Genomic DNA, 25,186 nt, shown 5'->3' on the forward strand with positions numbered 1-25,186 from the left:
GGTGAGGTGATGTCGAAGACCCAGCTTCGGTTTGTGCCGGCCGCGTTGGACGACGCGTTGGCGCAGCCACTGCTGGCCGAGCTGGCCGTCGAATACGCGCAGCGCTACGACAGCACACCACCAACGGTGTTGGCGTGGCTCAAGGACAACCCCGCCGACGAGTTCGCGCCACCGGACGGGGGTATGTTGATCGGCCTATTGGATGGTCGCCCGGTGACCGGCGGCGGGTTTCGCCGGTTCGACGCCGAGACGGCCGAGCTCAAGAGAATCTGGACCGACCGCGAGCATCGCCGCCGCGGCTACGCGATGGCGCTGCTGGCCGAGCTGGAAGCCGCGATCGCCGGGCGCGGCTACCGAAGGGTCTATCTGATGACCGGCAACCGTCAGCCCGAGGCCGAGGAGCTGTATCAGGCCACCGGATACGTCCGGTTGGACGAGCCGTTGCCGTCCGAAGGTCCGGTCTTCCCGATCGCTTTCGAGAAGTGGCTGACATGAGCGGCCCGCTGCATCTGGGCGTCGCGCTGGACGGATACGGCTGGGACCCGCAGGCATGGCGGGCCACTTTGACGGCTGACCCCAACACCGCGTCGCAGCTGAGCGGACGATACTGGGCCGGGCTTGCGGCCACCGCCGAGCGCGGACTGCTCGACTTCCTCACCATCGACGACACCTTGATGCCGCAGCCGGGCCGCGGCGAGCGGATCCGTGCGGAGCGGCTCGCGGGCCGCGGCGACGCCGTGCTGGTCGCGGCGCGGATCGCACCGGTGACGCGGCACATCGGCCTGATCCCGGTCGCGACGGTGACGCATACGGAGCCGTTCCACATCTCCAAATCCATTGCCACGCTTGACTATGTCTCGCACGGCCGAGCCGGCTGGCAGCCTCGCGTCAGCTCCACCGCGCACGAGGCGGCACTGTTCGGCCGCCGTACTGTCCCCCTGGACGGCTTGTCGGATCTTTTTCCAGAGGCCGCGGACTATGTCGAGGTGGTGCGCCGGTTGTGGGACAGCTGGGAGGACGACGCGATGATCCGCGACGTGTCGACCGGCCGCTACGTCGACATCGACAAGCTGCACTACATCGACTTCAGTGGAAAGTTCTTCTCGGTCAAGGGGCCGTCGATCACGCCCCGCCCGCCACAGGGCCAGCCGGTCGTGGCGGTGCTGGCCCACCAGGGACCGGTCTACGAATTCGCTTCTACTAGTGGTGATCTCGTGTTCATCACGCCAAAGGACGAGGCATCGCTGCGCGGCATCCTGAACGAGGTGGCCGCCGCCGACGGCGCGCGGCTGAAGGTCTATGCCGACGTCCTGGTGTCCTTTGGCGGTGCGGGCGACCCCCGCTCGGATGCGCTCAACTTCACCGGCAGCCCAACGGAATTGGTGGACCTGCTGCTCGATTGGCAGCGCCTCGGCATCGACGGCGCGCGGTTGCGACCCGCCGTCAACTCCACCGATTTGCCGGTGATCGTCGACGAGGTGGTTCCGTTGTTGCAGCGTGCCGGCCGCTTCCGGGAGACCTATCAGGACGGCGAAACGCTGCGAGCCCGGCTCGGCCTGCCGGTCGCGCCCAACCGGTACACGGCGGTCCGGCCATGAACGTTGCGCTGTCCATCCTCGACCTCTCGCCGATCAGCGCCGGAAGCGACGCGGCGACGGCGCTGCACAACACCATCGAACTGGCCCAACGTGCCGAAGCGTGGGGCTTTCGCCGCTACTGGGTGGCCGAACATCACTTCGTCGGTGTCGCCAGTGCGGCACCCGCTGTGTTGATCGGGCAAATTGCGGCTGCTACCAACAGCATTCGGGTTGGCGCCGCGGCAGTGCAATTGGGCTATACCACCGCCGTCGCGGTGGTGGAAAGCTTCGGCATGCTGGAAGCCTTTTATCCCGGACGCATCGATCTCGGTATCGGCCGGTCCGGACAGCGCCGCTTGAAAGGCCAGCAGCCGAAGAAGCCGAAGGAACCCCGTCCGCCGCGGGTGTGGCACGAGGTGGATGGCGTCGTCGTTCCGACCCCCTTCGACCTGCGGGGGTTGCTCGACCTCGAACAGTTGCAAGCCACGATGGGGATCCTGCAGCAGCCGCAGGCCCTATCCCCGGACTTCGCCGAACAGGTGGACGACATTCTCGCCCTGCTCGAAGGCACCTACCACGTCGGTAAGTTCGACGTGCATGCCGTGCCCGGCGAACGAAGCGGATTGCGGCCGTGGGTCTTCGGCAGCACCCGGGGACAAAGCGCACGGGTGGCAGGTGCCCGGGGGCTGCCGTTCGTCGCGAGCTATCACATCACGCCGGCCACCGCGCTGGAGGCGATCGAGGCCTACCGCGACACGTTCGTGCCGTCGGCGGCGTTGGAGAATCCGTACGTGGTGGTGTCGGCAGACGTCGTGGTGGCCGACGACTCCGATACCGCCCGGCACCTGGCCGCCGACTACGGCCATTGGGTGTACTCGATCCGCAGCGGCGTAGGTGCCATGCCTTATCCCGAGCCCGGCAGCTACCCACCCCTGACCGAGGAACAGTTTGACCTCGTAAAGGACCGATTGGCAACGCAATTCGTCGGAAACCCGGACGAAGTGGCGGAGCGGCTGGAGGCGCTGCAACGGGTCACCGGCGCTGACGAACTCGTGATCACCTCGGTGACGCACCGGCACGAGGACCGGCTGCGATCACACGAGCTGATCGCCAAACGCTGGGGTCTGACGGAATGAATATCAGAAACGGTAAGCACCGCAAGCCGATTCATCTGGCCGCCCATTTCCCGGGCGTCAACAACACCACGGTGTGGACAGATCCCACCGCGGGCAGCCAAATCGAATTCGAGTCGTTCGTGCACCTCGCCCGCACCGCCGAGCGTGGGTTGTTCGACTTCTTCTTCCTGGCCGAGGGGCTGCGGCTGCGGGAACACCGCGGCCGGATCTACGACCTCGACGTCGTCGGTCGCCCGGACACCTTCGCGGTGCTGGCCGCGCTGGCCGGTGTCACCGACCGGATCGGGCTGACCGGTACGATCAACACCACCTTCAACGAACCATTCGAGGTAGCAAGGCAATTCGCTACCCTCGATCATCTGTCGGAGGGCCGCGCCGGCTGGAACATCGTCACCTCGTCGGACGCCTTCACCGGTGCGAACTTTCGCCGCGGCGGCTTCCTGAAGCGCGCCGACCGGTACCGGCGGGCCGAAGAGTTCCTCACCGTCGCACGCCTGTTCTGGGACAGCTGGGATGCCGAGGCGGTGCTGGCCGACGTCGAAAGCGGAACGTATGTCGACCCTTCCGGCATTCACGCCGTCGAGCATCAAGGCCCAGAGTTCGACGTTCGCGGTTTTCCGACTCTGCCGGTCGGGAAGCAGGGTCATCCGATCCTGCTGCAGGCCGGCGACTCCGACGAGGGCCGGGCGTTCGGCTCCCGGTACGCCGACGCATTCTTCACCCTGCACGGCTCCCTGCAGGACGGTCAGCGCTACTACGCCGACGTGAAGGGCAGAGCTGCAGCGTGGGGTCGAGATCCCAACCAGCTCAAGGTGTTTCCGGCAGCGACCTTCGTTCTCGGTGACAGCGACGCCGAGGCGCAGGACAAGGCTCGCCATGTCCGCTATCAACAGGTCAGCGGGGCCACGGCGATCGCGATGCTCGAGCAGGTGTGGGGCCGTGAGCTCTCCGACTTCGACCCGGACGGGCCGCTGCCCGAATTCGATCCCGTCGTCGACAGCGACATCACCCAGGGCCGGGTTCGCCACGTCGACCCGGTCGCGGTAGCGGGCAAGTGGCGCGAACGCGCCGAAGCCGAGAAACTGTCGATCCGTGAGCTGATCATCGCGGTCACCACCCGGGAGCAATTCGTCGGCACCGCCGCCCGGATCGCCGACGAGATCGACACCTACATCCAGGCCGACGCCTGCGACGGGTTCATCCTGGTGCCGCATCTGACGCCGCACGGCCTCGACGAATTCGTCGACCGGGTGGTGCCGCTACTGCAGGAGCGTGGTGCGTTTCGCACCGAGTACAGCGGCAAGACGCTACGAGATCACTTGGGGCTCAGCGAGTTCGCGGCGCATACATGATGATGGCCACGCCCAGTAGGCAGATCACCGCGCCAGCGACATCCCACCGATCGGGTCGAAACCCGTCAAAACCCATGCCCCACAACAGCGATCCGGCCACGAAGATGCCACCGTACGCGGCGAGGATACGCCCGAAGTGGGCCCCGGAACTAAGCGAAGGCTGCAGGGTGGCGACAAAGCCGTAGGCGCCCAGCGCCATCACGCCCCAGCCCACCCACATCCAGCCGCGGTGTTCGCGCACTCCCTGCCATACCAGCCAGGCGCCGCCGATCTCGAACAGCGCCGCCAGCGCGAACAACGCGATCGACTTGGCAACCGTCACAGCGCGCCCGCTTTTTCCAGCGCCGCGTTGGTCGCATCGCGGATCGGGCCGCGCCACAGCGGACCGTGCCCCGGCGCCAGCACCTCGGTTTCCAACAGGGCCAGCGCCGAAAGCGTTCGGATGCAGTCTTCTTGGCTGTGGCTGAAGATCGCCGGCAGCAGTTGTGGCCCGTCGTCCCGTATCAGCGGGTGCCCGGTGATCAGCGCGTCGCCGCTGGCCAGCACATCGTCGACCAGGTAGGAGCAGTGGCCGCCGGTGTGGCCGGGGCTGAAAACGGGTCTGGGGTGGCCCGGCAGCGCCGCGGCGATTTCGGGCGTCAGCGCCTGGGTGGTCGGAATCCCGTCGCGGATCAGGCCGCCGCTGCGGACCACATGCGCGGTCCACACCGCCCAGCGGGGCCGCCAGACGCGCAGCGCCAGATCGATCACCGAGACCTGTTCGAGGTACTCGCGCTTGGCGTGGCCGACTTCGTCGGCGTGGCAGTAGACCGGGATGCCGTGCTCGGCGGCGAACCAGATCGCCGAGCCCAGATGGTCGATGTGGGCGTGGGTCAGCAGGATCGCGCGTACGTCGGCGACGCCGTAGCCGAGCGCTTTGAGCGAGACCAGTACCGCCTCCCGGTCACCCGGATAACCGGCGTCGATCAGCATTACGCCAGTGTCGTCGGTGACCAGCGTCCAGTTGACGGCCTCTCCCTGGGCGAGGTGCACGGTATCGGTGACTTGAACAAGTGTTGGCGCTGGTGCCATGCCCAACACTGTAGGAGCGATCGCAAGCGCGACGAAGTCGGGCGCGGCGGGTCGCGACCGACACATTTGGAGTAGAAAGAACCTGTGGCTGAACTGAAACTTGGATACAAAGCGTCTGCTGAACAATTCGCACCACGCGAGCTCGTCGAACTGGCTGTGGCCGCCGAAGCACACGGTATGGACAGCGCCACCGTCAGTGACCACTTCCAGCCGTGGCGGCACAAGGGTGGACACGCCCCGTTCTCACTGGCCTGGATGACCGCGGTCGGCGAGCGCACCGAGCGGCTGGTGCTGGGCACGTCGGTGCTCACCCCGACATTCCGGTACAACCCGGCCGTCATCGCCCAGGCCTTCGCCACGATGGGTTGCCTGTACCCGAACCGCATCTTCCTCGGCGTCGGAACCGGCGAGGCGCTCAACGAGATCGCCACCGGGTACGAGGGCGAGTGGCCGGAGTTCAAGGAGCGCTACGCGCGGCTGCGCGAGTCGGTGAAACTGATGCGCGAACTGTGGCTCGGTGACCGGGTCGACTTCGAGGGCGAGTTCTACAAAACCAAGGGCGCCTCAATCTACGACGTGCCCGAGGGCGGTATCCCGATCTACATCGCCGCGGGCGGACCGCAGGTGGCCAAGTACGCCGGGCGCGCCGGCGACGGATTCATCTGCACGTCCGGCAAGGGTGAGGAGCTCTACAAGGACAAGCTGATCCCCGCGATGCGCGAGGGCGCCGAAGCGGCGGGCAAGAACCCGGACGACATCGACCGGATGATCGAGATCAAGATCTCGTACGACACCGACCCCGAACTTGCCCGGGAGAACACCCGGTTCTGGGCGCCGCTGTCGCTGACGGCTGAGCAGAAGCACTCCATCGACGACCCGATCGAGATGGAGAAGGCCGCCGACGCGCTGCCGATCGAACAGATCACCAAGCGCTGGATCGTGGCGTCGGATCCCGACGAGGCAGTCGCCAAGGTCAAGGACTACGTCGACTGGGGCCTCAACCACCTGGTGTTCCACGCGCCCGGCCATGACCAGCGCCGGTTCCTGGAGCTGTTCGAAAAGGACCTTGCGCCCAGGCTGCGGCGACTTGGCTGATACCGCTCGACCCGCTTCGGGGATTTACATCGCGGCGCCTGAGCCCGAGACCGGCAAGTCGACGATCGCGCTCGGGCTGCTTAACCGACTGACGGCCACGGTTGCCAAAGTCGGTGTGTTCCGGCCGATCACCCGGCTCGGCGAAGATCGCGACTACATCCTGGAGCTGCTGCTGACGCGTGCCAACGCGGGCCTGCCCTACGAGGAATGTGTGGGCACCACCTACCAGGAGATCCATGCCGACACCGACGCGGCGATCGCCGGCATCGTTGACGCGTATCACGCGATGGCGCAGGCATGTGACGCGGTGGTGATCGTCGGCAGCGACTACACGGATATCGCCGGTCCCGCCGAACTGTCGGTCAATGCCCGCGTCGCGGTCAATCTCGGTGCGCCGGTGCTATTGGCGGTGCGAGCCAAGGACCGCACCGCCGATCAGGTCGCCGGGGTCGTCGAGGTGTGTCTGGCCGAGCTCGCCGCGCAGCGCGCCCACACCGCGGCGGTCGTCGCCAACCGGTGTGATCCGGCCGAATTGGGGGCCGTTGCCGAAGCGTTGCACCGGTTCGCGTCACCCAGTTATGTGCTGCCGGAAGATCCGTTGCTCTCCGCGCCGACGGTCGAGGAGTTGCGGCAGGCCCTGGACGGGACGTTGATCAGCGGTGACGCCGAACTGGTTCGGCGCGAGGTGATGGACGTGCTGGTGGCCGGGATGACGGCCGACCACGTGCTGGAGCGATTACGCGACGGCATGGCGGTAATCACTCCCGGCGACCGGTCCGACGTCGTGTTGGCCGCCGCCAGCGCTCATGCGGCCGAGGGGTTTCCGTCGCTGTCCTGCATTGTGCTCAACGGCGGGTTCCAACTGCATCCGTGGATTGCGGCACTGGTCGCCGGGCTGCGCCTGCGGCTGCCGATCATCGGGAACGACCTGGGGACCTACGAAACGGCCAGGGCGGCAGCCTTGGCCCGCGGCCGGGTCACGGCGACCTCGCAACGTAAGATCGACACCGCGGTGGGGCTGATGGAGCGCCACGTCGATATCGCGGATCTGATTGCACAGCTGGCTATTCCGATCCCGACCGTCACCACGCCGCAGATGTTCACCCATCAGCTCACGCAACAGGCCCGTGCCGATCGAAAGCACATCGTGCTGCCCGAAGGCAACGACGACCGGATCCTCAAGGCCGCCGGCCGGGTGCTGAAACGCTGTGTCGCCGACCTGACGATCCTGGGTGACGAATCCCAAATCCGCTCGCGCTCGGCCGAACTCGGAGTCGACCTGCACGACGCCACGATCATCGACCCGTCCGACGACGAACTGTGTGACCAGTTCGCGGCGCAGTACGCCGAGCTGCGCAAGGCGAAGGGAGTCACCGTCGAGCAGGCCCACGAGATCATGCACGACGTCTCCTATTTCGGGACCATGCTGGTGCACAACGGCATGGTCGATGGCATGGTGTCCGGCGCAGCGCATACCACCGCACACACGGTTCGGCCGGCGCTCGAGATCATCAGGACCGTCCCGGACGTCTCGACGGTGTCCAGCATCTTCCTGATGTGCATGCCCGATCGGGTGCTGGCCTTCGGCGACTGCGCGATCGTTCCGGACCCCACGCCCGAACAGCTCGCCGACATCGCGATCAGTTCGGCGCGCACCGCCGCGCAGTTCGGCATCGATCCGAAGGTGGCGATGCTGTCCTACTCCACCGGCGATTCCGGAACGGGAGTCGACGTCGACAAGGTCAGGAAGGCAACGGAATTGGTGCGCGCCCGCGATCCGCAGCTGTTGGTCGAAGGGCCGATCCAGTACGACGCCGCGATCGAGCCCTCGGTGGCCGCCACCAAGCTGCGCGACTCCGTGGTGGCCGGTCACGCCACCGTGCTGATCTTCCCCGACCTCAACACCGGAAACAACACGTATAAGGCGGTGCAGCGCAGCGCCGGGGCCATCGCGATCGGTCCGGTGCTGCAGGGGTTACGCAAGCCGGTCAATGACCTGTCTCGCGGCGCGCTCGTCGAAGACATCGTCAATACCATTGCGATCACCGCGATCCAAGCGCAGGGCGTCGGGCATGGCTGAGCGCGCCGTGCTTGTTATCAACTCGGGCTCGTCGTCACTGAAATTCCAGCTGGTGCAACCTGATTCGGGTATCACTCGGGCCGGCGGCGTGATTGGCGAAATCGGCGAGCCGTCCGGGCGGGCCGCCGATCACGAGGAGGCGCTGCGGCTGGCGTTTCACCAGCTGGCCGAGGATGGCATCGACCTGAAATCGAGCGGCCTGTTGGCGGTCGGACACCGGGTCGTGCACGGGGGCAGCGATTTTTATCGCCCGACGCTGCTCGACGACGAGCGGATCGCGGAGCTGGAGAAGCTGTCGGAGCTTGCGCCGCTGCACAATCCGCCGGCGCTGCGGGGCATCAAGGTGGCACGCAAGCTGTTGCCGGCCGTCGCGCATGTCGCCGTGTTCGATACGGCTTTCTTCCACCATCTACCGGCCGCGGCGGCGACGTATGCGATGAATCGGGAGCTTGCCGAGCGATACCGGATACGCCGTTACGGATTTCACGGCACGTCGCATCGTTACGTGAGCGAGCAGGCCGCCGCGTTCCTGGGCAGGCCGCTGGACAGCCTGAACCAAATCGTGCTGCATCTGGGCAATGGCGCTTCGGCCTCGGCGATCGCGGGCGGCCGGCCGGTCGACACGTCGATGGGCCTGACCCCGCTGGAGGGTCTGGTGATGGGCACCCGCAGCGGCGATATCGACCCCGGTGTCATCAGTTACCTGTGGCGCACCGCGAAGATGGATGTGGAGGCGATCGAGTCCATGCTCAACAACCGGTCGGGTGTCTGGGGCCTGGCCGGTGAGCGCGACTTCCGCCGGCTGCACGCGATGATCGAATCGGGGGACAGCTCAGCACAATTGGGGTACGACGTATTCATCCACCGGCTGCGTAAGTACATCGGCGCCTACCTGGCGGTGCTGGGGCACACCGACGTGCTGACTTTCACCGCCGGCATCGGCGAGAACGACGCGTTGGTGCGTCGTGATGCCGTGAGCGGGCTGGAGGCGTTGGGCATCGCTCTCGACGAGACTCGCAACCGGTCCACAGACAAGGGTGCACAGCGGATTTCGGCCGACGATTCCCCGATCACGGTGCTCGTCGTACCGACCAACGAAGAACTCGCGATCGCACGCGATTGCGCGGACCTGCTGGCGAGCTAGCTCGACGCCCGTCGCTGCCCGTCGGTTTCGCATCGAATGTGCGCCCACGGAGTTGAGTGTGCACCCGGGGCGAGAATGTCGCCGAAATCCCGCCCAGGACGCGCACTCTGGCCGGCTAGAGGAAGCCTAAGCTGGTGCGGCCAGATCCCACCGACGGCGTCGGGTCCGTCCCGACTGTTTTCGCGAGCAGCTCGTGGTACACATCGCGAAAGTCGGTGGTGAACTTGAGATCTCCGTGGTCGAGATCGGTGAGGCTGGGCTCCTCGCCGTAATAGCCCCCCCTGACGGGCACGCCCGCGATGAAGACCGGACCCGCGGTGCCGTGATCGGTTCCGTGTGACGCGTTGGCCGCCACCCGTCGTCCGAACTCCGAGTAGGCCATCAAGACCACGTTGCGGCCGTGGCGATCCGCGGCCATGTCCCGCAGGAACGGCGTCACCGCCTCGTCGAGCCTTTGCAGCAGACGCTGTTGGGTATCGCGTTCGTTGGCGTGGGTATCGAAGCCGCCCAGCGCAACCGTGTAGACCCGGGTCGGAACGCCGGCGCGTACCGCGGCGGCAACCATATTCAGCTGTGTTGCCAGCGAATTATCCTCTTTAGCAGCAGAAGTGATCGCCCCGAACGTCTTGCTGGTAGTGCGGCTGGCTCGATAGGCCTTACGCACCGCCGCCATCGCCGGGGTGTCGGCGGGGTCGTCGTCGCCGAGCGCGCTGACGATGGTGTCGAAGCGCTCCGCCTGCGAACCCGCCGCTCGCGTCGGTGAAAGCGCTGCCGCCGTGTACTTGTCGCCCACTGCCAGCGGAGGCAGCACGGGCCCGATGTTCACCGCGCGCAACGGGTCGTCGCCGGTGACGTCGAGCCAGCGACCGATCCACCCGGTCGAGACCGGTTCGGCGGGCGACGCCGTCTGCCAGATGTCCATCGACCGGAAGTGACTGTGGTCGGGCCGCGGATAGCTCACACCACGCACGATGGCGAGCTGGCGCTGGCTCCACAACTGGGCCATGCCCTTCATCGCAGGGTTGAGCCCAAGCTGGGAATCCAGGTGCAACACCTCACCCGGGGCGTAGGCAAGCTCGGGGCGAGAATCGTGGTAAGCGTTGTCGGAGTAGGGGATTAGCGTGTTGATGCCGTCGTTGCCGCCGTAGAGCGTGACGATCACCAGCACGCCGGCACCGTCGGCGAGCGGTCGGTCCTCGGCCGCGCGCATCAGGTCGGGCCAGCCGACCGCGACCGCCCCGGAGAGCAGGCCCGCCGCGCCCACGCCGGCGCTGGCGATCAGGAATCTGCGGCGATTGATCTCGGGCATGGCTCTCGTTACGAAGTCAGGTATTCGGGCGTGTTGACGGCGGCGGCCACCAGCTGCGGCGGCTTGCGCACCAGGGGATCGAGCGCGTCGGCGGATCGGTCCGACCAGGAGCCGATGCCGAGCCAATAGCCGACCGCCTCGATGCGGTCGGCGGGGGCCACGCTTTCGATGCCCGACAGGTCGCCGAGGTGTGCCAGCCGGACGGCGGCGCGCAGCCGCGCCTCGGCGCTTGCGGTCGACAGCCATACCTGGCCGTGCGGCCAGCCGCCGACGCTCGGCGGGTAAAAGGGCCGCTGCCCAAGGGCTTTCAACGTCGTGTCGGCCATCTTCAGGACCTCCGGCTTGTCGACGGGAACGCGCAGCGCTCGCATCACACCAACCAGCCACTCGATCGGAGTGTTGACCACGGCGGCGCGGTTGGCGGTGAACTCCTCGTCGGTGAGGATGGCGCGAGTCAGCGCACGGAGATCGCGCCCGGGGCCGTAGGCGGAGACCAGGCGGCTCAGCACCTCGGGTGCGGCTGGTTCGTCGGAGGCCAACTGTCGCCACAGGCGTCCGGCGACATATTCCGCCGACTTCGGTTGCGCCAGAACGGTATCGCAGAATCCGGCGGCGTCGAAATCGCGGGTGAGGCCGAACAGTGTCTTGCCGCCCGAGTCATGTCGTTTGGGGGTCAGCGATGTTTGGCCGTCGGCGTCGATCACCCAACCTGTCAAAGCCCTGGCGCCGGCGCGAACGTCGTCCTCGGTGTAACCGTTGCCATGGCCCAGCGCGAACAGCTCCATGAATTCGCGGGCGAGGTTTTCGTTGGGAGCCTTGGCGGTATTGCTCTGCCCGTCCAGCCAGCGCAACATCGCGGCGTCGGTCAGCATCGCGAAGGCAAGTGCCCGAAAATCCCCCAGCGACAGGGTGCGCAGCTTCTCGTTCTGTGCAGCCATGTGTGCGGCGGACCGGACCTTCTGCGCGGAGGTCGCAAAGTGGTTGTGCCACAGCAGGGTCAGCTTCTCGTGCACCGGCTGCCCGACGGTCACCATGCGTCGCAGCCACCAGCTCGACAGTATGCCCTCTTGTTCGGCGACTTGGTGGTTGAACTCCTTGCGGGCCGCCGGGGTCGCGCCCTTGCCGGGGGGGCGCAGCGCCTGCAGCCGCGGCAGCGGGGTGGCGACCGCACCCGGATCCTGGGCGGGGTCACTGGCCAGCATGGCGTCGACGTAGCCGGGCCAGTCCCGGCCGAGTGCCGCGTCGACCTCGGGTCCGGTCACCCCGAACCCGGCTCGTCGCAGCACGCGAGCCACCGTCATCCACTGCGCGGGCTGGCCCATGCTTTCGAGTGTGCACATGGAGCTATGAATCAGCTGTGTCCTGACGGTTTTGAGTGCGCGCCTAGGGCGGGAATTTCGCCGATTCTGCGCCCAGGACGCACACTCGACGACCCTGTGCATGAGCGAAATCGGGCGTGCCGCGGGCGTGGGAGTGTTCGCACCATGTGGGATGCGAGTCAACCGTTCCTCGGCAGCGAGGCGCTGGCGTGCGGTGCACTGAACCGTCACCAGCTGCGCTCGCATTACCGTGCGGTCTTTCCTAACGTCTACCTGGCGAACGACGTCGAGGCATCGCTGCGGCGGCGCATCGTCGCGGCGTGGCTTTGGTCTCGCCGCCGGGGCATCATCGCGGGAGCGGCCGCCGCGGCGGTGCACGGTGCCCAGTGGATTCCCGACAGTGTCCCGGTCGAACTGATCCATGCCAACAGCCGTGTTCCTGATGGCGTGCTGGCGCGGCGCGACGGGCTGGTCGACGGCGAGACGCAGATCATCGACGGCCGTGCGATCACCACGCCAGAGCGCACCGCGTTCGACATCGGCCGCCGCGGGGCGATCCATTCCGCGGTGGCCCGCCTCGATACCCTGGCGCGCGCAACAGGTTTCAAGGTCGATGACGTACTGCGCGTCGCGCAGTGCCATCCGCGCACGCCCGGGCTGCGGCGACTCGAGGCCGCGCTGAAACTGGTCGACGCGGGCGCGCAGTCGCCGCGGGAGAGCTACCTGCGGCTGCTGCTGATCGATGCCGGCCTGCCGCGGGCGCAGACCCAGATACCGGTGCTTGGACGGGACGGGATTCCGGTCGCGTACCTCGACCTGGGTTGGGAGGACTGCATGGTCGCGGTCGAGTACGACGGCGACCAACATCGGACCGATCGACGGCAATACGTCAAAGACATCCGGCGGCTGGAGATGCTCTCGGAGATGGGCTGGATCGTTGTCCGGGTCGTGGCAGAAGACAGCCCCGCCGCCGTACTACGCCGCGTCCGCGCCGCGAGGCGTCGAGTGTGCGCTGACGGTTTCGAGTGTGCGTCCTGGGCGGAAAATCCGGCGAAATCCCGCCTTGGAGGCACACTCGGCGGCGGAGGCACACTCGGCGAAAGAGGCACACTCGGCGGCAGTGGCACACTCGGCGGGGAGCGACCCGCCGCTGGCTAGAAGGTGCTGGTGGGGCGCACGCGGTTGGCCATGTCGACAAGCGTGTAGCGATGCCGCTGGGTGGGCGCTACCCGGGCCAGGCTGCGCAGCGACGCCTCGACGCCCAGGCGCAGCCCGTGCTGGGTGAACGGGAAGCCGAGGATGTGGTTGGTGCTGGCCTGGTTGTCTTCGAGCCAATCCATCGCACCGCCGAGCACCAGCGCCCGGATCTGCAGCACCCGTGGTTCGGTCGGCGGCAGCGCCTCGACCCGTCGGGCGGCGTCGCGGATCTGCTCTTCGGTGACTTCGTTGACCGACCGGCCGGACAGCAGCATCACCGCACTCGTCAGGCGTGCGGTGGTGAAATGCCGTGATGTCGGCGGCACCTCGTCCAGCGTGCGCACCGCGCCTCGTCGATCGCCGGCGGCCGAGAGGGATCTCGCCAAACCGAATGCCGCCGAGATAGCCCCGTCGTTGGTGCGCCACACCGTCTTATAGAACTTATCCACGTCGACATTGCCGGCGAGTTCGCCGGTGGCGGCCAATGCCAATTTCGGCGCCAGCTCGCCGGGGAAGGTATCGAGCACCTCGGTGAAATGCTTGATGGCGGAGTCGTAGTCGCCGGTGAGCAACTCCGCGACTGCCCGAAACCACACCAACCGCCAGCGCCAGCCCACCCGCTCGGCCAAATCGTCGAGTTTGCGGGTCGCCTTGGCCACATCGCCGAGGTCCAGCAGCGCGCGCACCTCCATCAGCGGCAGCTCGACGGACTCCGAGACGTCGATACCCTCGGCGGCCAGCGAGCCGTGCCGCGCCGCGCGCAAGGAGTCCAGCGTCTGCACCGGCTGGGAGAGCACCGTTGCCTGCAGCACCGGGGCGGCGACGTCGGTGGGATCGACCAGCGGCACCGACAGCGCGGTCACGATCTCCCGGGCGGTCAGTTTCTCCGAATGCACCTGCCCGTCCAGGTAGACGTCGGTGTGTGCGACCGACAGGTCCACGCCAAAGGTCGAGCGGCTCGGGCTGAACAGCGTCGACAACCCGGGTCGCGGCACTCCGGAGTCCTGGGCCACGACCTCGCGCAGCACCCCCAGCAGCTGCCCGGATATCTCCTCGGCCGAGCCGAACCGCCGCCGCGGGTCGGGGTCGATGGCGCGGCGCAGCAGCCGGCCGAACGAGTCGTAGGTGGACAGCACCGGGTCGTCTTCGGGCAGCCCGTCGACGTAGCGGCCGTTGCGGGTGCGCAGATTCAGCGTGAGCGCGGCCAGCGTGCGTCCGACCGTGTAGATGTCGGTGGCGATCGTCGGGCCGGTGCGCACGATCTCCGGCGCCTGGTAGCCCGGTGTGCCGTAGAGGTAGCCGAACGAATTGACCCGCGACACCGCGCCCAGGTCGATCAGCTTCAGTTGCTCCTCGGTGAGCATGATGTTTTCCGGCTTGAGATCGTTGTAGACCAGGCCGATGGAATGCAGATAGCTCAGCGCCGGAAGGATTTCCAGCAGGTACGCGATGGCCTCGGCGACCGGCAGCTTTTTGTCTTTCCGGCCCCGCTTGAGTGACTGGCCGCCGATGTACTCCATGACGATGTAGCCGACCGGATCGCCGTGCCGGTCGGTGTGCTCGACGAAGTTGAAGATCTGCACGATCTGCGGGTGGACCACCTCCGCGAGGAACTGCCGTTCGGCCATCGCGATCGCCTGGGCCTCGGCGTCACCGGAATGCACCAGGCCTTTGAGCACCACCGGGCGGTCGTTGACGTTGTGGTCGACGGCCAGGTACACCCAGCCCAGCCCGCCGTGTGCGATGCAACCCTTGACCTCGTACTGGTTCGCGACAATGTCGCCCGGATTCAGTTGGGGCAGAAACGAATACGGACTTCCGCAAGACGGGCATTTGCCCTCCGAAGCGCCCTTGGCCTCCGAGCTGGACCGGCCCACGGGTTTTCCGCAGTTCCAGCAGAACCGCTTGCGCTCCGGCACCACCGGATTGGTCATCAGCGCTTCGAGCGGATCGATGTCGCGGACGCGGGGAATTTCGACCAGTCCGCCACCGAGCTGCCGGGTAGGCGGCAGCACCCGGGTCGCGACCGTCATCCGGTCCTGCGGTTCGGTGTCTAGGCTGCCGAGCGTGATGTGCGGTAGGTCGTCGTCGTCATCGTCCCAGTTGGGGCGGAAAAGTGCCTGGGTGGCATGCGCGCGCCCAGTCGTCGCGCCGGTCTGTGCTTCCGGCGCTTCGCTGCTCGCGTCAACGTCCTCGGCGTCGGGGTCGGTGTCGGTGTGGTCGGCCTCAGTCATCAGTCCACATACTTGGGTACGGGTGGGGCGGGCGCCGGGCCGAGAACCGTTAACCACTTGCGGTACAAGGTGTTCCAGGTACCGTCCCGGCGGATGCGTTCCAGCGTGCCATTGACGAACCGGACCAGCCCGGTGTTGTCCAGGTTGATCCCGATGCCGTAGGGCTGGGTCGCCATGTTCGGTCCGACGATGTGCAGATACGGGTCTTCCTCGACCAGCCCGGCCAGGATTGAGTCGTCGGTGGACACGGCGTCGATCTCCCGCTGTTGCATGGCCACCAGGCAGTCCGCCCAGTTCACCACCGAGACGATGACCGGGGGCGGGTCAATCTGTCGGATGCGGTGTAACGACGTGGTACCCCGGGCCACGCAGACACGCTTGCCCGACAGGTCGGCCACTTTGGTGATCGGCGAGTCGCGCGAGGCCAGGATCCGTTGGTTGGCGTCGAGGTAGACCGTGGAGAAGTTCACCTGCTTGCGGCGCTCGCAGGTGATCGTCATCGTCTTCACGACGATGTCGACCTCGGACTGCTGCAACGCGGTGATGCGTTCGTCCGACGACAGGATCCGGTACTCGACGTGCGACGGGGCGCCGAAGATGTCGCGCGCGATCTCCCCGGCGATGTCCACGTCGAAGCCGGTGATCTCGCCGGTGATCGGGTCGCGGAAGCTGAATAGGTTGCTGCCGATGTCGAGCCCGACGATCAGCCGGCCGCGGGCCCGGATGGACGCGACCGCGGCGTCGGCCTCGGGCTTGGTGGCGAAGGGGCGCAGGCTGGCGGTGGCGTTGCAATCCTGGCCGGCCTCGTCGGGCGGCAGCGGCGGCTCCGCCGACAGCTGCTCCATGCCGACCGGCGTGGGCGGCGGCAACGTCGGCGCGGTGGCGACGGTCAGTGTTTCCGTGTGCCCACAACCCGCCAGCACGATCGCCGTGGCCAGCACGGCGGACGCCCGGCGGATCCTGGGCAGACGGGTCATTATCGATACTCTTTCAGCCGCGGCCATAAGCCCAGGGCGACCGCGATGGCGGCACCCAGGCTGAGCACCACGCCGCCGACCTGGGCGCCGGACAGCCCGCTGCGCGCGTTGATCACGTCGTTGCGCAGGTGCGTCCGGCACTGCGTCATGGCCTTGCCCAACTGGTCTTCGAGCTTGTCGAACGCGGGGGTCGAGTCGTCCTCGGCGCTGCCCAGCGCGATCTGAGTGGCCGAGCGATAGTTACCGACCGAGATGTAGGAATTGATGCGGTCGTTGGCCTGCCGCCAGCGGACCAGCAGCTGGTCGGCGCCCTGCAGGTCGGGTTTGTCGACGGCATCGCTGCGGGCCATGTACTGGTCGATCTGCTGATGCATGAAGTCGATGCGCTGATAGAACGACTGTTTGCGGATCTGCTCGTCGCCGCGCCGGATCAACGACAGTGTCTCGTCGGCCCGGGCCTGTTGTGCCGTGATCGCCACGCTGGTCACGGTCTTGAGCGACTCGGCCGCCGTGTCTTTGGCGCTACGGCTGGCAGCCGTGGAGATTGTTAGCGCAGTCCCGACCCACACCACCATGACGAGGATACCGAGCGCACCCACGACCAGCCCGGGATTAATGCGGCGCCGGGTGCGCCGGGCCAGCCAACGATGCGAGAACAGGCCGAAGACGACCGTGGTCGCGATGACGAGGACCACCGGAGCCGGAAAGTGCGTGGACGCCGTGGTTTCCGCGTCCACCCGTTCCGCCGTCGCCTGGTACAGCTGCGCCGCGTCGGGCAGGATCGTCGACTGCATCAGGCCCGAGGCTTCCGACAGGTACGACGAACCGACCGGGTTGCCTTCCCGATTGTTGGTCCGCGCAATTTCGATCAGGCCCGTATAGACGGCCAGCTCGGCGTTGATCTTGCCGAGTAGCTGTACCAGCGGTTCATCGGTCAGACCGCTGGAGGCCCGGGTCACCGCGACCGCCGCGTCGGTGATGGCCTGCTCGTAGCGCATGCGGACCGGCCACGGCTCGGCCTGGGCGATGAATGCGGTGGCCGCCGCGGCGTCGGCCACTGACAGTGTGGTGTAGAGGCGCCCGGCCGCGAACGCCAGCGGCTCGGTGTGGTTGAGCACGGTGGACAGCACTTGCTGGCGGTGGTTGATCGTCGTCGAGGTGGCGAAGGCGCTGGAGACCCCGAGCGCCGCCAGCACGATGCCGATGGTGAGGATGCGGCCGGGGGTCGTCGAGATGAACCACCAACGGGGGTGGGCCGGTTCGCCCGGCGACCGCGACCCCAACGGTTCGGTCGACGGGTGCGCCAGCTCAACCGTCACGTGTTTTCAGACCTCAACTTTCGGTCACCTGGAATGCGCCGTTCGTACCTGTATAAGCGAATTCTAAGAGGATGTCGGCACGGATGGGGGGAGGCGGCCCCAATTTCGGTGATCGGCTGCATATCCTGAACGCGTGCATGGCGACGGTGACGGATGGGTGATATCCGACAGCGGCGCCCACTACTGGGGTCGGTTCGGCGCGGCGGGTCTGCTACTGCGGGCGCCACGGCCCGACGGCACCCCCGCGGTGTTGCTGCAACACCGGGCGGTCTGGAGCCATCAGGGCGGCACCTGGGGGTTGCCCGGCGGCGCCCGGGATAGCCACGAAACCCCGGAGCAGACGGCGGTCCGCGAAGCCCACGAGGAGGCCGGGCTGCTGGCCGAGCGGGTGGCAGTGCGGGCGACCGTGGTCACCGCGCAGGTGGCCGGGATCGCCGGCACCCACTGGTCCTACACCACCGTCATCGCCGACGCCGGCGAGTTGCTGCACACGGTGCCCAACCGGGAAAGCGCCGAAATGCGCTGGGTCGCCGAGAACGAGGTGGCAGACCTGCCGCTGCATCCCGGCTTCGCGGCCAGCTGGGAGCGGCTGCGCACCGCGACGGCGCTGATTCCGCTCGGCCATGCCGACGAACGGCGCCAGCACCTGCCGCGCACGCTGGAGATCGACGCCGGGGTCTTCGTCTGGTGCATGCCGGTCGATGCGGATCAGGCGCCGTCGCAGCTGAGTCCCCGGATCAGCTCGCTGCTCGAAGCGCTGAACTGAGCTGTTCGGCCGCGGCCCGGGGGTCTTCGGCCGCGGTGATCGCGCGTACCACCACGATTCGCCGGGCGCCGGCCGCGAGCACCTCGGGCAGCCGTTGCACGTCGATGCCACCGATCGCGAACCACGGCGTGGCCGGGTTCGACCGAGCCGCCGTCTCGACCAGCGGCAACCCCGGCGCGGAGCGGCCGGGCTTGGTGGGAGTGGGCCAGCACGGACCGACACAGAAGTAGTCGACTTCCCCTGTTTCCAAGGCCGCCGTGGCGTCTTTGACCTGGTCGGCGTCGTGGGTGGAGAGGCCGATCAGCGTGTCGGACCCGGCGATTTCGCGGGCCACGTCCGGTGGCAGGTCGCCCTGGCCCAGGTGCAGCACGTCGGCTCCGGCCGCGCGGGCGATGTCGGCCCGATCGTTGACCGCGAACAGCGCGCTGTGCCGCCGCGCCGCATCCGCCAGGATCTCGCAGGCGGCCAGCTCCTCGCGCGCCTCCAGCGGGCCGAACCGCCGCTCACCAGCCGATCCCTTGTCGCGCAGCTGGATAATGTCCACCCCACCGGCCAGGGCGGCGTCGGCGAATTGGGCCAGGTCGCCGCGCTCGCGCCGCGCGTCGGTACACAGATATAGCCGGGCGTCAGTAAGACGGGTAACAGGATCGTGCACACCGCGACGCTAGCGCGCTAGCGTAGAAGCCGAACAACGAGAGACACGGGAGTCCCGGGCGATCTGCGGGGCTGAGAGTGGACACAGCCGCAACTGCCGGAGCTGTCCTTACCGTCACACCTGATCCGGATCATGCCGGCGAAGGGAGCGGAAGATGTCAGAGGCAGGCACGCTGGCCGTCATCGGCGGCGGCGTGATCGGGCTGTCGGTGGCGCGCCGGGCAGCCCAGGCCGGATGGTCGGTGCGGGTGCACCGCACCGGCGCGCACGGCGCGTCCTGGGTCGCCGGCGGCATGCTGGCCCCGCACAGCGAAGGCTGGCCCGGCGAGCAGCGGTTGCTGAGGCTGGGCTTGGAGTCGCTGCGGCTGTGGCGTGAGGGCGGCTATCTGGACGGGCTGCCGCCGGAGGTGGTCACCGCGCGCGAGTCGCTGGTGGTGGCCGTCGACCGGGCGGACGTCGCCGACTTACGCACCGTGGCGGACTGGCTGGCCGACCAGGGGCACCCGGTGATCTGGGAGTCGGCCGCGCGCGACGTCGAACCCCTTCTGGCGCAAGGCATCCGGCACGGTTTTCGGGCACCCACCGAACTGGCCGTGGACAACCGCGCGGTCCTCGACGCGCTGGCTGCGGACTGCGAACGTCGCGGCGTCGCATGGGCGCCGCCGGCGCCGGACCTGTCCCGGGTCTCCGGCGACGCCGTGGTGATCGCCAACGGTATCGACGCGCCGGCGCTGTGCCCCGGCCTGCCGGTGCGCCCGGTGAAGGGCGAGGTGCTGCGACTGCGCTGGCGAAAGGGCTGTATGCCGTTGCTGGGCAGAGTGATTCGCGCACGCGTGCACGGCCGCCAGGTGTACGTAGTGCCGCGTGCGGACGGGGTTGTCGTGGGTGCGACGCAGTACGAACATGGCCGTGACACGGCCCCGGTCGTGTCCGGAATACGTGACCTGCTCGACGACGCGTGCGCGGTGCTGCCGGCGCTGGGTGAGTACGAGCTGGCCGAATGTGCCGCCGGGCTGCGCCCGATGACACCGGATAACCTTCCTCTGGTGCATCGTCTGGACGACCGCACCCTGGTCGCGACCGGGCACGGCCGGTCAGGTTTTCTGCTGGCGCCGTGGACCGCCGAACAGATTGTGTCCGAACTCGTGCCGGTAGGAGTCCAGTCATGATCGTGGTAGTTAACGCAAATGCGGTCGAGGTCGACGGCCCGACCACGGTCGCCGGGTTGCTGGAATCGCTCGGCTTCCCCGAACGGGGTATTGCGGTGGCAATGGACGACGCTGTGCTACCCCGGTCCAGTTGGACCACAAAGCTTTTCGATGGTGCTCGGCTCGAGGTAGTGACGGCGGTGCAGGGTGGTTGACGCCAAGCTGACGATCGCGGACCGTAGCTTCGCTTCGCGGCTGATCATGGGTACCGGGGGGGCGACCAGCCTGGCGGTGCTGGAGGAGGCGCTGAGGAGCTCGGGCACCGAGCTGACCACCGTCGCGATGCGCCGGGTCGACGCCGAGGGCGGAACCGGGTTGCTCGACCTGCTCAGCCGGTTGGCCATCACGCCGCTGCCCAACACCGCGGGGTGCCGCAGCGCGGCCGAAGCGGTGCTCACCGCACAGCTGGCACGCGAGGCGCTGAACACCAACTGGGTCAAACTCGAGGTGATCGCCGACGAGCGCACGCTGCTACCCGACGGGGTCGAGCTGGTTCGGGCCGCAGAGCAATTGGTCGACGACGGATTCGTCGTGCTGCCCTACACCAACGACGACCCGGCGCTGGCCCGCCGGCTGGAGGACACCGGATGCGCGGCGGTGATGCCGCTGGGCTCGCCGATCGGAACCGGGCTGGGCATCACCAACCCGCACAACATCGAGATGATCGTCGCGCGGGCCGGTGTTCCGGTGATCCTCGACGCCGGCATCGGCACCGCGAGCGACGCGGCGCTGGCGATGGAGTTGGGTTGCGACGCAGTGCTGTTGGCCACCGCAGTGACCCGGGCCACCGATCCGCCCGCAATGGCCGCCGCGATGGCGGCCGCAGTCACCGCCGGCTATTTGGCGCGACACGCCGGGCGCATCCCGAAGCGCTTCTGGGCGCAGGCATCCAGTCCACGCCCGTCGACGATGCGGGCCGGGGACCGGTCCGCTGAGGAGCGGGCCATCGAGCCTGAGCGATGAAACGCTATGTAGCGCTGGGCAGTTCGATGGCTGCCGGTCCGGGCATCCAGCCGCGCGTTCAAGGCGCTCCCCGATGGTCGGGCCGATCGGCGCGCAACTATCCGCATCTGCTCGCCCAGCAGAAGAACCTCCAACTGGTGGACGTCACCTTTTCCGGCGCCACTACCGCGCACATCCTCGCCGATCGTCAGCACGCCGCGCCGCCGCAGATCGCCGCGCTGGACGGCTCAGAGGATCTCGTCACGATCACGATCGGCGGCAACGACGTCGGCTACGTTCCGCTGTTGATGGCGGCGGCACTGCCGCGACCGATTCGTCGGCTACCGCTGCTGGGCACGCGAATCGACGAACTGATGGACCGTGGCGCGCGCGACCGGGCCCTGGCGGAAGTGCTCGATTCCCTTTGTGCGGTCGGCAAAGCGGTGCGTGCACGGGCCCCGCGCGCCAGGGTTTTCTTCGTCGACTACTTGACGCTGCTACCGCCTACGGGCGTGCCCGCGCCCCCAATTTCGGACGCGGATGCCGACCTGGGCCGGCACGTGGCAGCGGCGCTGGAACGACTCACGGCCGACGCGGCGGCGGCATCCGGCTGTGAGGTGGTCAGCGCCGCTACCGCCAGCCGCGACCACCATGCGTGGTCCGCACAGCCCTGGACGACCACGCCGGCGAAATACGTTGTGCCGCTGCCGGGTCGGCCGGCCCCACTACATCCCAACGGTGCGGGGATGATTGCGGTGGCCGAACTCGTCGCGGCGCACCTCTAAAACTCAGCCGTTGGACTGCCACCACTTGTAGAGAGCCGCCGTGTCTCCGTTGGACGCGCGGACGAAGGCCAGCACGTTCTTGGCGTCGACGGTCCAGAGCACCTCAGCCTGGCCGGAATCCGTTCCGCAGGCCACCTGTCCGGCGGAGTCGGAGCTGCCCTGGTGCCAGGTGGTGGGCGACTTGGCGTCCCCGCAGTTGGCGAGGGTGTCACTGCTGATGAGCTTGGTGAACGAGCTGGCCGTGTCCGCGCTGTTGGCGAACAGGAAGTATTTGCCACCCATCGGGCCGCTGGAGTCGGTGTTCTGTCCGCACTGCAACACGGCGACCACCGTGGCGGTAAACGAGCCCTGCACCTCGGACACCGCCTGAGACGAGCAGTTGCTGCTGCTGTAGCCCTTCGAAAGGGCACTCAGCAGCGTGGCGTTGTTGTCTGCCATCGCGGTCGGAGTGCCCACGCAGAAAAAGGTCGCTGTGAAGGCTGCAGCCGTCGCGGCTCGCAGCGTCTTGGTCGGGTGAGACATCCTCGACTCCTGAAATTCGGGTAACCGCCTAAAAGGCTGCGCCGACGGTATTTGTCTTTGCCAGAATGATCGTAGGGGCAAACCACGGCTATGCAACCCATTCCGCCGAATACGGTTTACCCCGGCATCATTTTCGGCGACACGAGCGTGGAACCTGTTGCGGCCCAAGCCTGATCAGGCGTTGGCCTGCCACCACTTGTAGAGCGAGGGCACGTCGCCTTTGGAAAAGATGGAGCCCAACACGTTTTTGCCGTCAACGGTCCAGAGCACCAGGCTGACGCCCTTGTAGGTTCCGCATGCCATTTGGCCACCGGCCTGGTCGGAACTGGCCTGGTGCCAGGGGCCGGGCTCTTTGCTGCCGGTGCCGCTGCAAGAGGACAGCGTCACGTCTTTGAGGTTGGACGCGTAGGCACCGCTGAGGTCGTTGGCACTCTTGAAGAGCTGGTAGACGGCGGAAGCCGGACCGCCGGAGTCGGGGTTTGGCCCGCACTGCAGCTCCGCCACTTCGGCACCCGTCAAGGGCGACGATTGACAGTTGTTGAGGCCGTAGCCCTTCGCCAGCGAAGCGGCCAGCGTGTTGACATCGGCCGAGCTGCCGGTCTCCGCGGTCGCGGTTGCGGTGCCGACGCAGCAATAGCTAGCCGTAAGAGCTGCGGCTACCGCGGCGCGCAGCAAGTTGGTCGGGTGAAGCATCCTCGACTCCTGAGGTTTGTCGGACCGCCGGGACCTAGGCCCCAGCAAATTGTTTGCCAGACTGATCGTAAGGCTAAACCGCAGCTGTGCAACCCATTCCGTCGCATACCGTTTGCCCTGGCAACATTCTTGGTGATTTGGCGCTGGAACCCGTTGCGGCCCAACCGCAAAGCTCAGCCATTGTCTCGCCACCACCGGTAAAGGGACGGAACGTCGTCGCCGGCGGCGCGGATCACGCCCAGCACGTTCTCGGCTTCATTGGTCCAGACGATCTCGGCACGACTCTGAAAAGTCCCGCACGCCACCGATCCCGCGTTGGCGGTGGAGCTGCCCTGGTGCCATGGCGTTGGGGAGGGCTTATCCCCGCAGTTGGTGAGGGTGTCACCGCCGATGACGCCCCTTGAATGAGTTCGCCAGCGCGCTGCCGTCGCTGAAGAGGAAATATTGCCCGGTACCGGCCCGCTCGGGTCGGGGCTCTGTCCGCGCCGCAGGTAGGGCAGCGCGCCGCCGGGAACCGTCTGGGAGGTGCGGTTGTTCAGGCCGTAGCCCGTCGGCAGTGCGCTGGCTAGTGTGTTGATATCCGCGCCGCCGCCGATGTTGGGGTCTGCGGTCGCTGTCGCCGCGCCCGCAAACGCCAAACCACTCACGAGCACCGTGGCCGTCGCGGCGCGCAGCGTGTTGGTCAGAGGTGACGTCCGGCGACTCCGTTCGGTGGTCGCAGTGGCGGCGTGGATATCGCAATCGCAGGGCTATGTCGGGGCCGTGCAATACATTCCGCTCCGACGCTGTCTTTCGGGGCATTATTCGGGCCTGACCTGGGCAATTCCGAGCGGCAACGGGAAGGCGACCCACACAACGCATTTCGCCGGATCCTCCGCTTCCGAGCTGATCTCGCCATCGGGAGTGACCCTGTGGCGACATCGATGTCGAGGTTCCGGCAGCCCGATTTAATGCGTACCCAGTGCCCTTCCGACTCCGCTCATGTATGGTTAGCTCGCTTCACGCCAGCTAACTTCTCGCGACTGGAGAATTCATGACTGCACAACCGCCACCCCCGGGTTACCCGCCGCAGCAGCCTGCCGGCCAGGCGCCGAACAACTACTTGGTATGGTCCATTTTGTCGACACTGTTCTGCTGCCTTCCGCTGGGGATCGTGGCCATCGTCAAATCCAGCCAGGTCAACGGGTTGTGGGCACAGGGCCAGTACGCAGAGGCTCAGGCGGCTGCGGCCAGCGCCAAGAAGTTCGCGACATGGTCGGCCATTGCCGGTGTGATCGTCGCCATCATCTACGGGATCATGGCGGCGCTCGGTGCCTTCAACGTGGACACGACCACGGCGATGGCGGCGCTGTACTACTAAGCTGATCGCATGGTGACCCGCCAAGGGTCGGTCTCTTTGAGGTTGGGGGCGCCGCTGATCGTGGCGGCGTCCACCACCGTGGCGTGCGCCGCCATCTGGGCAGCCGATCCGACCACCCCAGGCGGTCCGCTGCCGGTGTGCCCAACCAAGGCGCTGTTGGGTATCGACTGTCCCGGCTGCGGCAGTCTGCGGATGATTTATTCGCTCTTGCACGGCAATCTGATGGCCGCCGCCAGGTTCAACGCGTTGGGTCTGGTGGCCCTCGGCCTGCTGGTGTGGACCTATCTGGTCTGGACCTACGGTCGGCTGGCCGGTCGACGGATCACCGGTTGGCAGCACTGGCGCTGGGCGCCGGCGGTGACGCTGTCGTTGGTGTTGATTTGGTTTGTGGTGCGCAACATTCCGGTTGCCCCCTTCAGCGGGCTGTACGTCTGACCTCACACCGC

At 67.2% G+C, this 25,186-nt stretch carries 25 protein-coding genes and 1 pseudogene; 15 read left to right on the forward strand and 11 right to left on the reverse strand.

Going from position 1 to position 25,186, the window contains the following annotated elements; translation table 11 throughout:
- The first annotated feature begins 9 nt into the window (after positions 1-9).
- The 4 genes from MJO58_RS03215 to MJO58_RS03230 are packed head-to-tail and all read left to right on the forward strand — an operon-like array spanning position 10 to position 4,065.
- Complete coding sequence (locus MJO58_RS03215) at positions 10-495, forward strand: GNAT family N-acetyltransferase (RefSeq protein ID WP_090599375.1); 486 nt, start codon at positions 10-12, stop codon at positions 493-495.
- The gene (locus MJO58_RS03220) at positions 492-1,598 is read left to right on the forward strand and encodes an LLM class flavin-dependent oxidoreductase (protein ID WP_239721996.1); all 1,107 of its coding nucleotides are present in this window, start codon (positions 492-494) and stop codon (positions 1,596-1,598) included. Before MJO58_RS03215 ends, MJO58_RS03220 begins: the two co-directional genes overlap by 4 nt.
- On the forward strand, positions 1,595-2,713 hold the full coding sequence (locus MJO58_RS03225) for an LLM class flavin-dependent oxidoreductase (RefSeq protein ID WP_239721997.1): 1,119 nt from the start codon (positions 1,595-1,597) through the stop codon (positions 2,711-2,713). Before MJO58_RS03220 ends, MJO58_RS03225 begins: the two co-directional genes overlap by 4 nt.
- Entirely contained in the window at positions 2,710-4,065 is a 1,356-nt protein-coding gene (locus MJO58_RS03230; protein WP_239721998.1) for an NtaA/DmoA family FMN-dependent monooxygenase, read from the forward strand. The genes MJO58_RS03225 and MJO58_RS03230 overlap by 4 nt, the downstream gene beginning before the upstream one ends.
- Here MJO58_RS03230 and MJO58_RS03235 read toward each other — a convergent pair.
- Both MJO58_RS03235 and MJO58_RS03240 read right to left on the reverse strand, forming a co-directional pair.
- Entirely contained in the window at positions 4,040-4,387 is a 348-nt protein-coding gene (locus MJO58_RS03235) for a YnfA family protein (protein WP_090599389.1), read from the reverse strand. The two genes, MJO58_RS03230 and MJO58_RS03235, sit on opposite strands and share 26 nt — an antisense overlap.
- Positions 4,384-5,136, reverse strand: coding sequence for an MBL fold metallo-hydrolase (locus MJO58_RS03240; RefSeq protein WP_239721999.1), 753 nt, complete (start codon positions 5,134-5,136; stop codon positions 4,384-4,386). Before MJO58_RS03240 ends, MJO58_RS03235 begins: the two co-directional genes overlap by 4 nt.
- An 84-nt stretch (positions 5,137-5,220) precedes the next feature.
- Between MJO58_RS03240 and fgd the strand changes: the two genes are divergently transcribed.
- From fgd to MJO58_RS03255, 3 genes are read left to right on the forward strand one after another with little or no spacing between them, the layout of a single operon-like run.
- A complete protein-coding gene (gene fgd / locus MJO58_RS03245; RefSeq protein WP_090599396.1) occupies positions 5,221-6,231 on the forward strand; it encodes a glucose-6-phosphate dehydrogenase (coenzyme-F420) in 1,011 nt (336 codons plus the stop codon).
- The gene (gene pta, locus MJO58_RS03250) at positions 6,224-8,311 is read left to right on the forward strand and encodes a phosphate acetyltransferase (protein ID WP_239722000.1); all 2,088 of its coding nucleotides are present in this window, start codon (positions 6,224-6,226) and stop codon (positions 8,309-8,311) included. Before fgd ends, pta begins: the two co-directional genes overlap by 8 nt.
- A complete protein-coding gene (locus MJO58_RS03255) occupies positions 8,304-9,455 on the forward strand; it encodes an acetate kinase (RefSeq protein ID WP_239722001.1) in 1,152 nt (383 codons plus the stop codon). The genes pta and MJO58_RS03255 overlap by 8 nt, the downstream gene beginning before the upstream one ends.
- Before the next feature lie 115 nt (positions 9,456-9,570).
- On the opposite strand, the gene MJO58_RS03260 is transcribed toward MJO58_RS03255, so the two are convergent.
- Positions 9,571-10,764, reverse strand: coding sequence for a DUF1501 domain-containing protein (locus MJO58_RS03260; RefSeq protein WP_239722002.1), 1,194 nt, complete (start codon positions 10,762-10,764; stop codon positions 9,571-9,573).
- An 8-nt stretch (positions 10,765-10,772) separates the two neighbouring features.
- Positions 10,773-12,086, reverse strand: a complete 1,314-nt coding sequence (locus MJO58_RS03265; RefSeq protein WP_239722003.1) for a DUF1800 domain-containing protein — start codon at positions 12,084-12,086, stop codon at positions 10,773-10,775.
- Positions 12,087-12,248: 162 nt separating this feature from the next.
- Here MJO58_RS03265 and MJO58_RS03270 point away from each other — a divergent pair.
- A pseudogene (locus tag MJO58_RS03270) lies at positions 12,249-13,079 on the forward strand (endonuclease domain-containing protein); the annotation flags it as partial.
- Between the two features lie 158 nt (positions 13,080-13,237).
- Here the strand turns inward: MJO58_RS03270 and MJO58_RS03275 are convergent.
- Genes MJO58_RS03275 through glnX form a run of 3 tightly spaced genes read right to left on the reverse strand, consistent with a single transcriptional unit; the run spans position 13,238 to position 17,810 of the window.
- Complete coding sequence (locus MJO58_RS03275) at positions 13,238-15,514, reverse strand: serine/threonine-protein kinase PknG (protein WP_090599416.1); 2,277 nt, start codon at positions 15,512-15,514, stop codon at positions 13,238-13,240.
- Positions 15,514-16,491 carry a glutamate ABC transporter substrate-binding protein gene (locus MJO58_RS03280; RefSeq protein WP_090599419.1) on the reverse strand — a complete coding sequence of 326 codons (978 nt, stop codon included), beginning with the start codon at positions 16,489-16,491 and terminating at the stop codon, positions 15,514-15,516. Before MJO58_RS03280 ends, MJO58_RS03275 begins: the two co-directional genes overlap by 1 nt.
- Positions 16,491-17,810, reverse strand: coding sequence for a protein kinase G-activating protein GlnX (gene glnX / locus MJO58_RS03285; RefSeq protein ID WP_090599422.1), 1,320 nt, complete (start codon positions 17,808-17,810; stop codon positions 16,491-16,493). The genes MJO58_RS03280 and glnX overlap by 1 nt, the downstream gene beginning before the upstream one ends.
- Before the next feature lie 133 nt (positions 17,811-17,943).
- Between glnX and MJO58_RS03290 the strand changes: the two genes are divergently transcribed.
- Positions 17,944-18,576: an NUDIX hydrolase gene (locus tag MJO58_RS03290; protein ID WP_090599426.1), complete on the forward strand. Its 633-nt coding sequence runs from the start codon at positions 17,944-17,946 to the stop codon at positions 18,574-18,576.
- Here MJO58_RS03290 and thiE read toward each other — a convergent pair.
- A complete protein-coding gene (gene thiE, locus MJO58_RS03295; RefSeq protein WP_090599429.1) occupies positions 18,548-19,231 on the reverse strand; it encodes a thiamine phosphate synthase in 684 nt (227 codons plus the stop codon). The two genes, MJO58_RS03290 and thiE, sit on opposite strands and share 29 nt — an antisense overlap.
- Before the next feature lie 154 nt (positions 19,232-19,385).
- Between thiE and thiO the strand changes: the two genes are divergently transcribed.
- From thiO to MJO58_RS03315, 4 genes are read left to right on the forward strand one after another with little or no spacing between them, the layout of a single operon-like run.
- Positions 19,386-20,399, forward strand: a complete 1,014-nt coding sequence (gene thiO, locus MJO58_RS03300) for a glycine oxidase ThiO (protein WP_090608404.1) — start codon at positions 19,386-19,388, stop codon at positions 20,397-20,399.
- Positions 20,396-20,593: a sulfur carrier protein ThiS gene (gene thiS / locus MJO58_RS03305; RefSeq protein ID WP_239722005.1), complete on the forward strand. Its 198-nt coding sequence runs from the start codon at positions 20,396-20,398 to the stop codon at positions 20,591-20,593. The genes thiO and thiS overlap by 4 nt, the downstream gene beginning before the upstream one ends.
- Positions 20,586-21,401: a thiazole synthase gene (locus MJO58_RS03310; protein ID WP_090599437.1), complete on the forward strand. Its 816-nt coding sequence runs from the start codon at positions 20,586-20,588 to the stop codon at positions 21,399-21,401. The genes thiS and MJO58_RS03310 overlap by 8 nt, the downstream gene beginning before the upstream one ends.
- On the forward strand, positions 21,398-22,165 hold the full coding sequence (locus MJO58_RS03315; protein WP_239722006.1) for an SGNH/GDSL hydrolase family protein: 768 nt from the start codon (positions 21,398-21,400) through the stop codon (positions 22,163-22,165). Before MJO58_RS03310 ends, MJO58_RS03315 begins: the two co-directional genes overlap by 4 nt.
- A 3-nt stretch (positions 22,166-22,168) precedes the next feature.
- Here the strand turns inward: MJO58_RS03315 and MJO58_RS03320 are convergent, their stop codons facing one another.
- The 3 genes from MJO58_RS03320 to MJO58_RS03330 form a co-directional block, all read right to left on the reverse strand.
- Positions 22,169-22,687 carry a hypothetical protein gene (locus MJO58_RS03320; RefSeq protein ID WP_090599447.1) on the reverse strand — a complete coding sequence of 173 codons (519 nt, stop codon included), beginning with the start codon at positions 22,685-22,687 and terminating at the stop codon, positions 22,169-22,171.
- A 174-nt stretch (positions 22,688-22,861) separates the two neighbouring features.
- A complete protein-coding gene (locus MJO58_RS03325) occupies positions 22,862-23,380 on the reverse strand; it encodes a serine/threonine protein kinase (protein WP_239722007.1) in 519 nt (172 codons plus the stop codon).
- A gap of 173 nt (positions 23,381-23,553) precedes the next feature.
- Complete coding sequence (locus MJO58_RS03330) at positions 23,554-24,027, reverse strand: serine/threonine protein kinase (RefSeq protein WP_239722008.1); 474 nt, start codon at positions 24,025-24,027, stop codon at positions 23,554-23,556.
- Positions 24,028-24,413: 386 nt separating this feature from the next.
- Here MJO58_RS03330 and MJO58_RS03335 point away from each other — a divergent pair, with 386 nt between their 5' ends.
- A complete protein-coding gene (locus MJO58_RS03335; RefSeq protein ID WP_090599457.1) occupies positions 24,414-24,740 on the forward strand; it encodes a CD225/dispanin family protein in 327 nt (108 codons plus the stop codon).
- A gap of 9 nt (positions 24,741-24,749) precedes the next feature.
- Positions 24,750-25,175, forward strand: a complete 426-nt coding sequence (locus MJO58_RS03340; RefSeq protein WP_090599462.1) for a DUF2752 domain-containing protein — start codon at positions 24,750-24,752, stop codon at positions 25,173-25,175.
- The last annotated feature ends 11 nt before the right edge of the window (positions 25,176-25,186 follow it).

The sequence above is a fragment of the Mycobacterium lentiflavum genome (assembly GCF_022374895.2).
Classification (GTDB): Bacteria; Actinomycetota; Actinomycetes; order Mycobacteriales; family Mycobacteriaceae; genus Mycobacterium; species Mycobacterium lentiflavum.

Coding starts and splice junctions, on each gene's coding strand:
- MJO58_RS03215 (WP_090599375.1), top strand. CDS start 10: ATGTCGAAGACCCAGCTTCGGTTTGTGCCGGCCGCGTTGGACGACGCG.
- MJO58_RS03320 (WP_090599447.1), bottom strand. CDS start 22,687: ATGTCTCACCCGACCAAGACGCTGCGAGCCGCGACGGCTGCAGCCTTC.
- MJO58_RS03275 (WP_090599416.1), bottom strand. CDS start 15,514: ATGACTGAGGCCGACCACACCGACACCGACCCCGACGCCGAGGACGTT.
- MJO58_RS03230 (WP_239721998.1), top strand. CDS start 2,710: ATGAATATCAGAAACGGTAAGCACCGCAAGCCGATTCATCTGGCCGCC.
- MJO58_RS03255 (WP_239722001.1), top strand. CDS start 8,304: ATGGCTGAGCGCGCCGTGCTTGTTATCAACTCGGGCTCGTCGTCACTG.
- MJO58_RS03265 (WP_239722003.1), bottom strand. CDS start 12,086: ATGGGCCAGCCCGCGCAGTGGATGACGGTGGCTCGCGTGCTGCGACGA.
- thiO (WP_090608404.1), top strand. CDS start 19,386: ATGTCAGAGGCAGGCACGCTGGCCGTCATCGGCGGCGGCGTGATCGGG.
- MJO58_RS03325 (WP_239722007.1), bottom strand. CDS start 23,380: ATGCTTCACCCGACCAACTTGCTGCGCGCCGCGGTAGCCGCAGCTCTT.
- MJO58_RS03315 (WP_239722006.1), top strand. CDS start 21,398: ATGAAACGCTATGTAGCGCTGGGCAGTTCGATGGCTGCCGGTCCGGGC.
- MJO58_RS03340 (WP_090599462.1), top strand. CDS start 24,750: ATGGTGACCCGCCAAGGGTCGGTCTCTTTGAGGTTGGGGGCGCCGCTG.
- thiS (WP_239722005.1), top strand. CDS start 20,396: ATGATCGTGGTAGTTAACGCAAATGCGGTCGAGGTCGACGGCCCGACC.
- MJO58_RS03280 (WP_090599419.1), bottom strand. CDS start 16,491: ATGACCCGTCTGCCCAGGATCCGCCGGGCGTCCGCCGTGCTGGCCACG.
- MJO58_RS03335 (WP_090599457.1), top strand. CDS start 24,414: ATGACTGCACAACCGCCACCCCCGGGTTACCCGCCGCAGCAGCCTGCC.
- MJO58_RS03225 (WP_239721997.1), top strand. CDS start 1,595: ATGAACGTTGCGCTGTCCATCCTCGACCTCTCGCCGATCAGCGCCGGA.
- MJO58_RS03220 (WP_239721996.1), top strand. CDS start 492: ATGAGCGGCCCGCTGCATCTGGGCGTCGCGCTGGACGGATACGGCTGG.
- MJO58_RS03260 (WP_239722002.1), bottom strand. CDS start 10,764: ATGCCCGAGATCAATCGCCGCAGATTCCTGATCGCCAGCGCCGGCGTG.
- MJO58_RS03240 (WP_239721999.1), bottom strand. CDS start 5,136: ATGGCACCAGCGCCAACACTTGTTCAAGTCACCGATACCGTGCACCTC.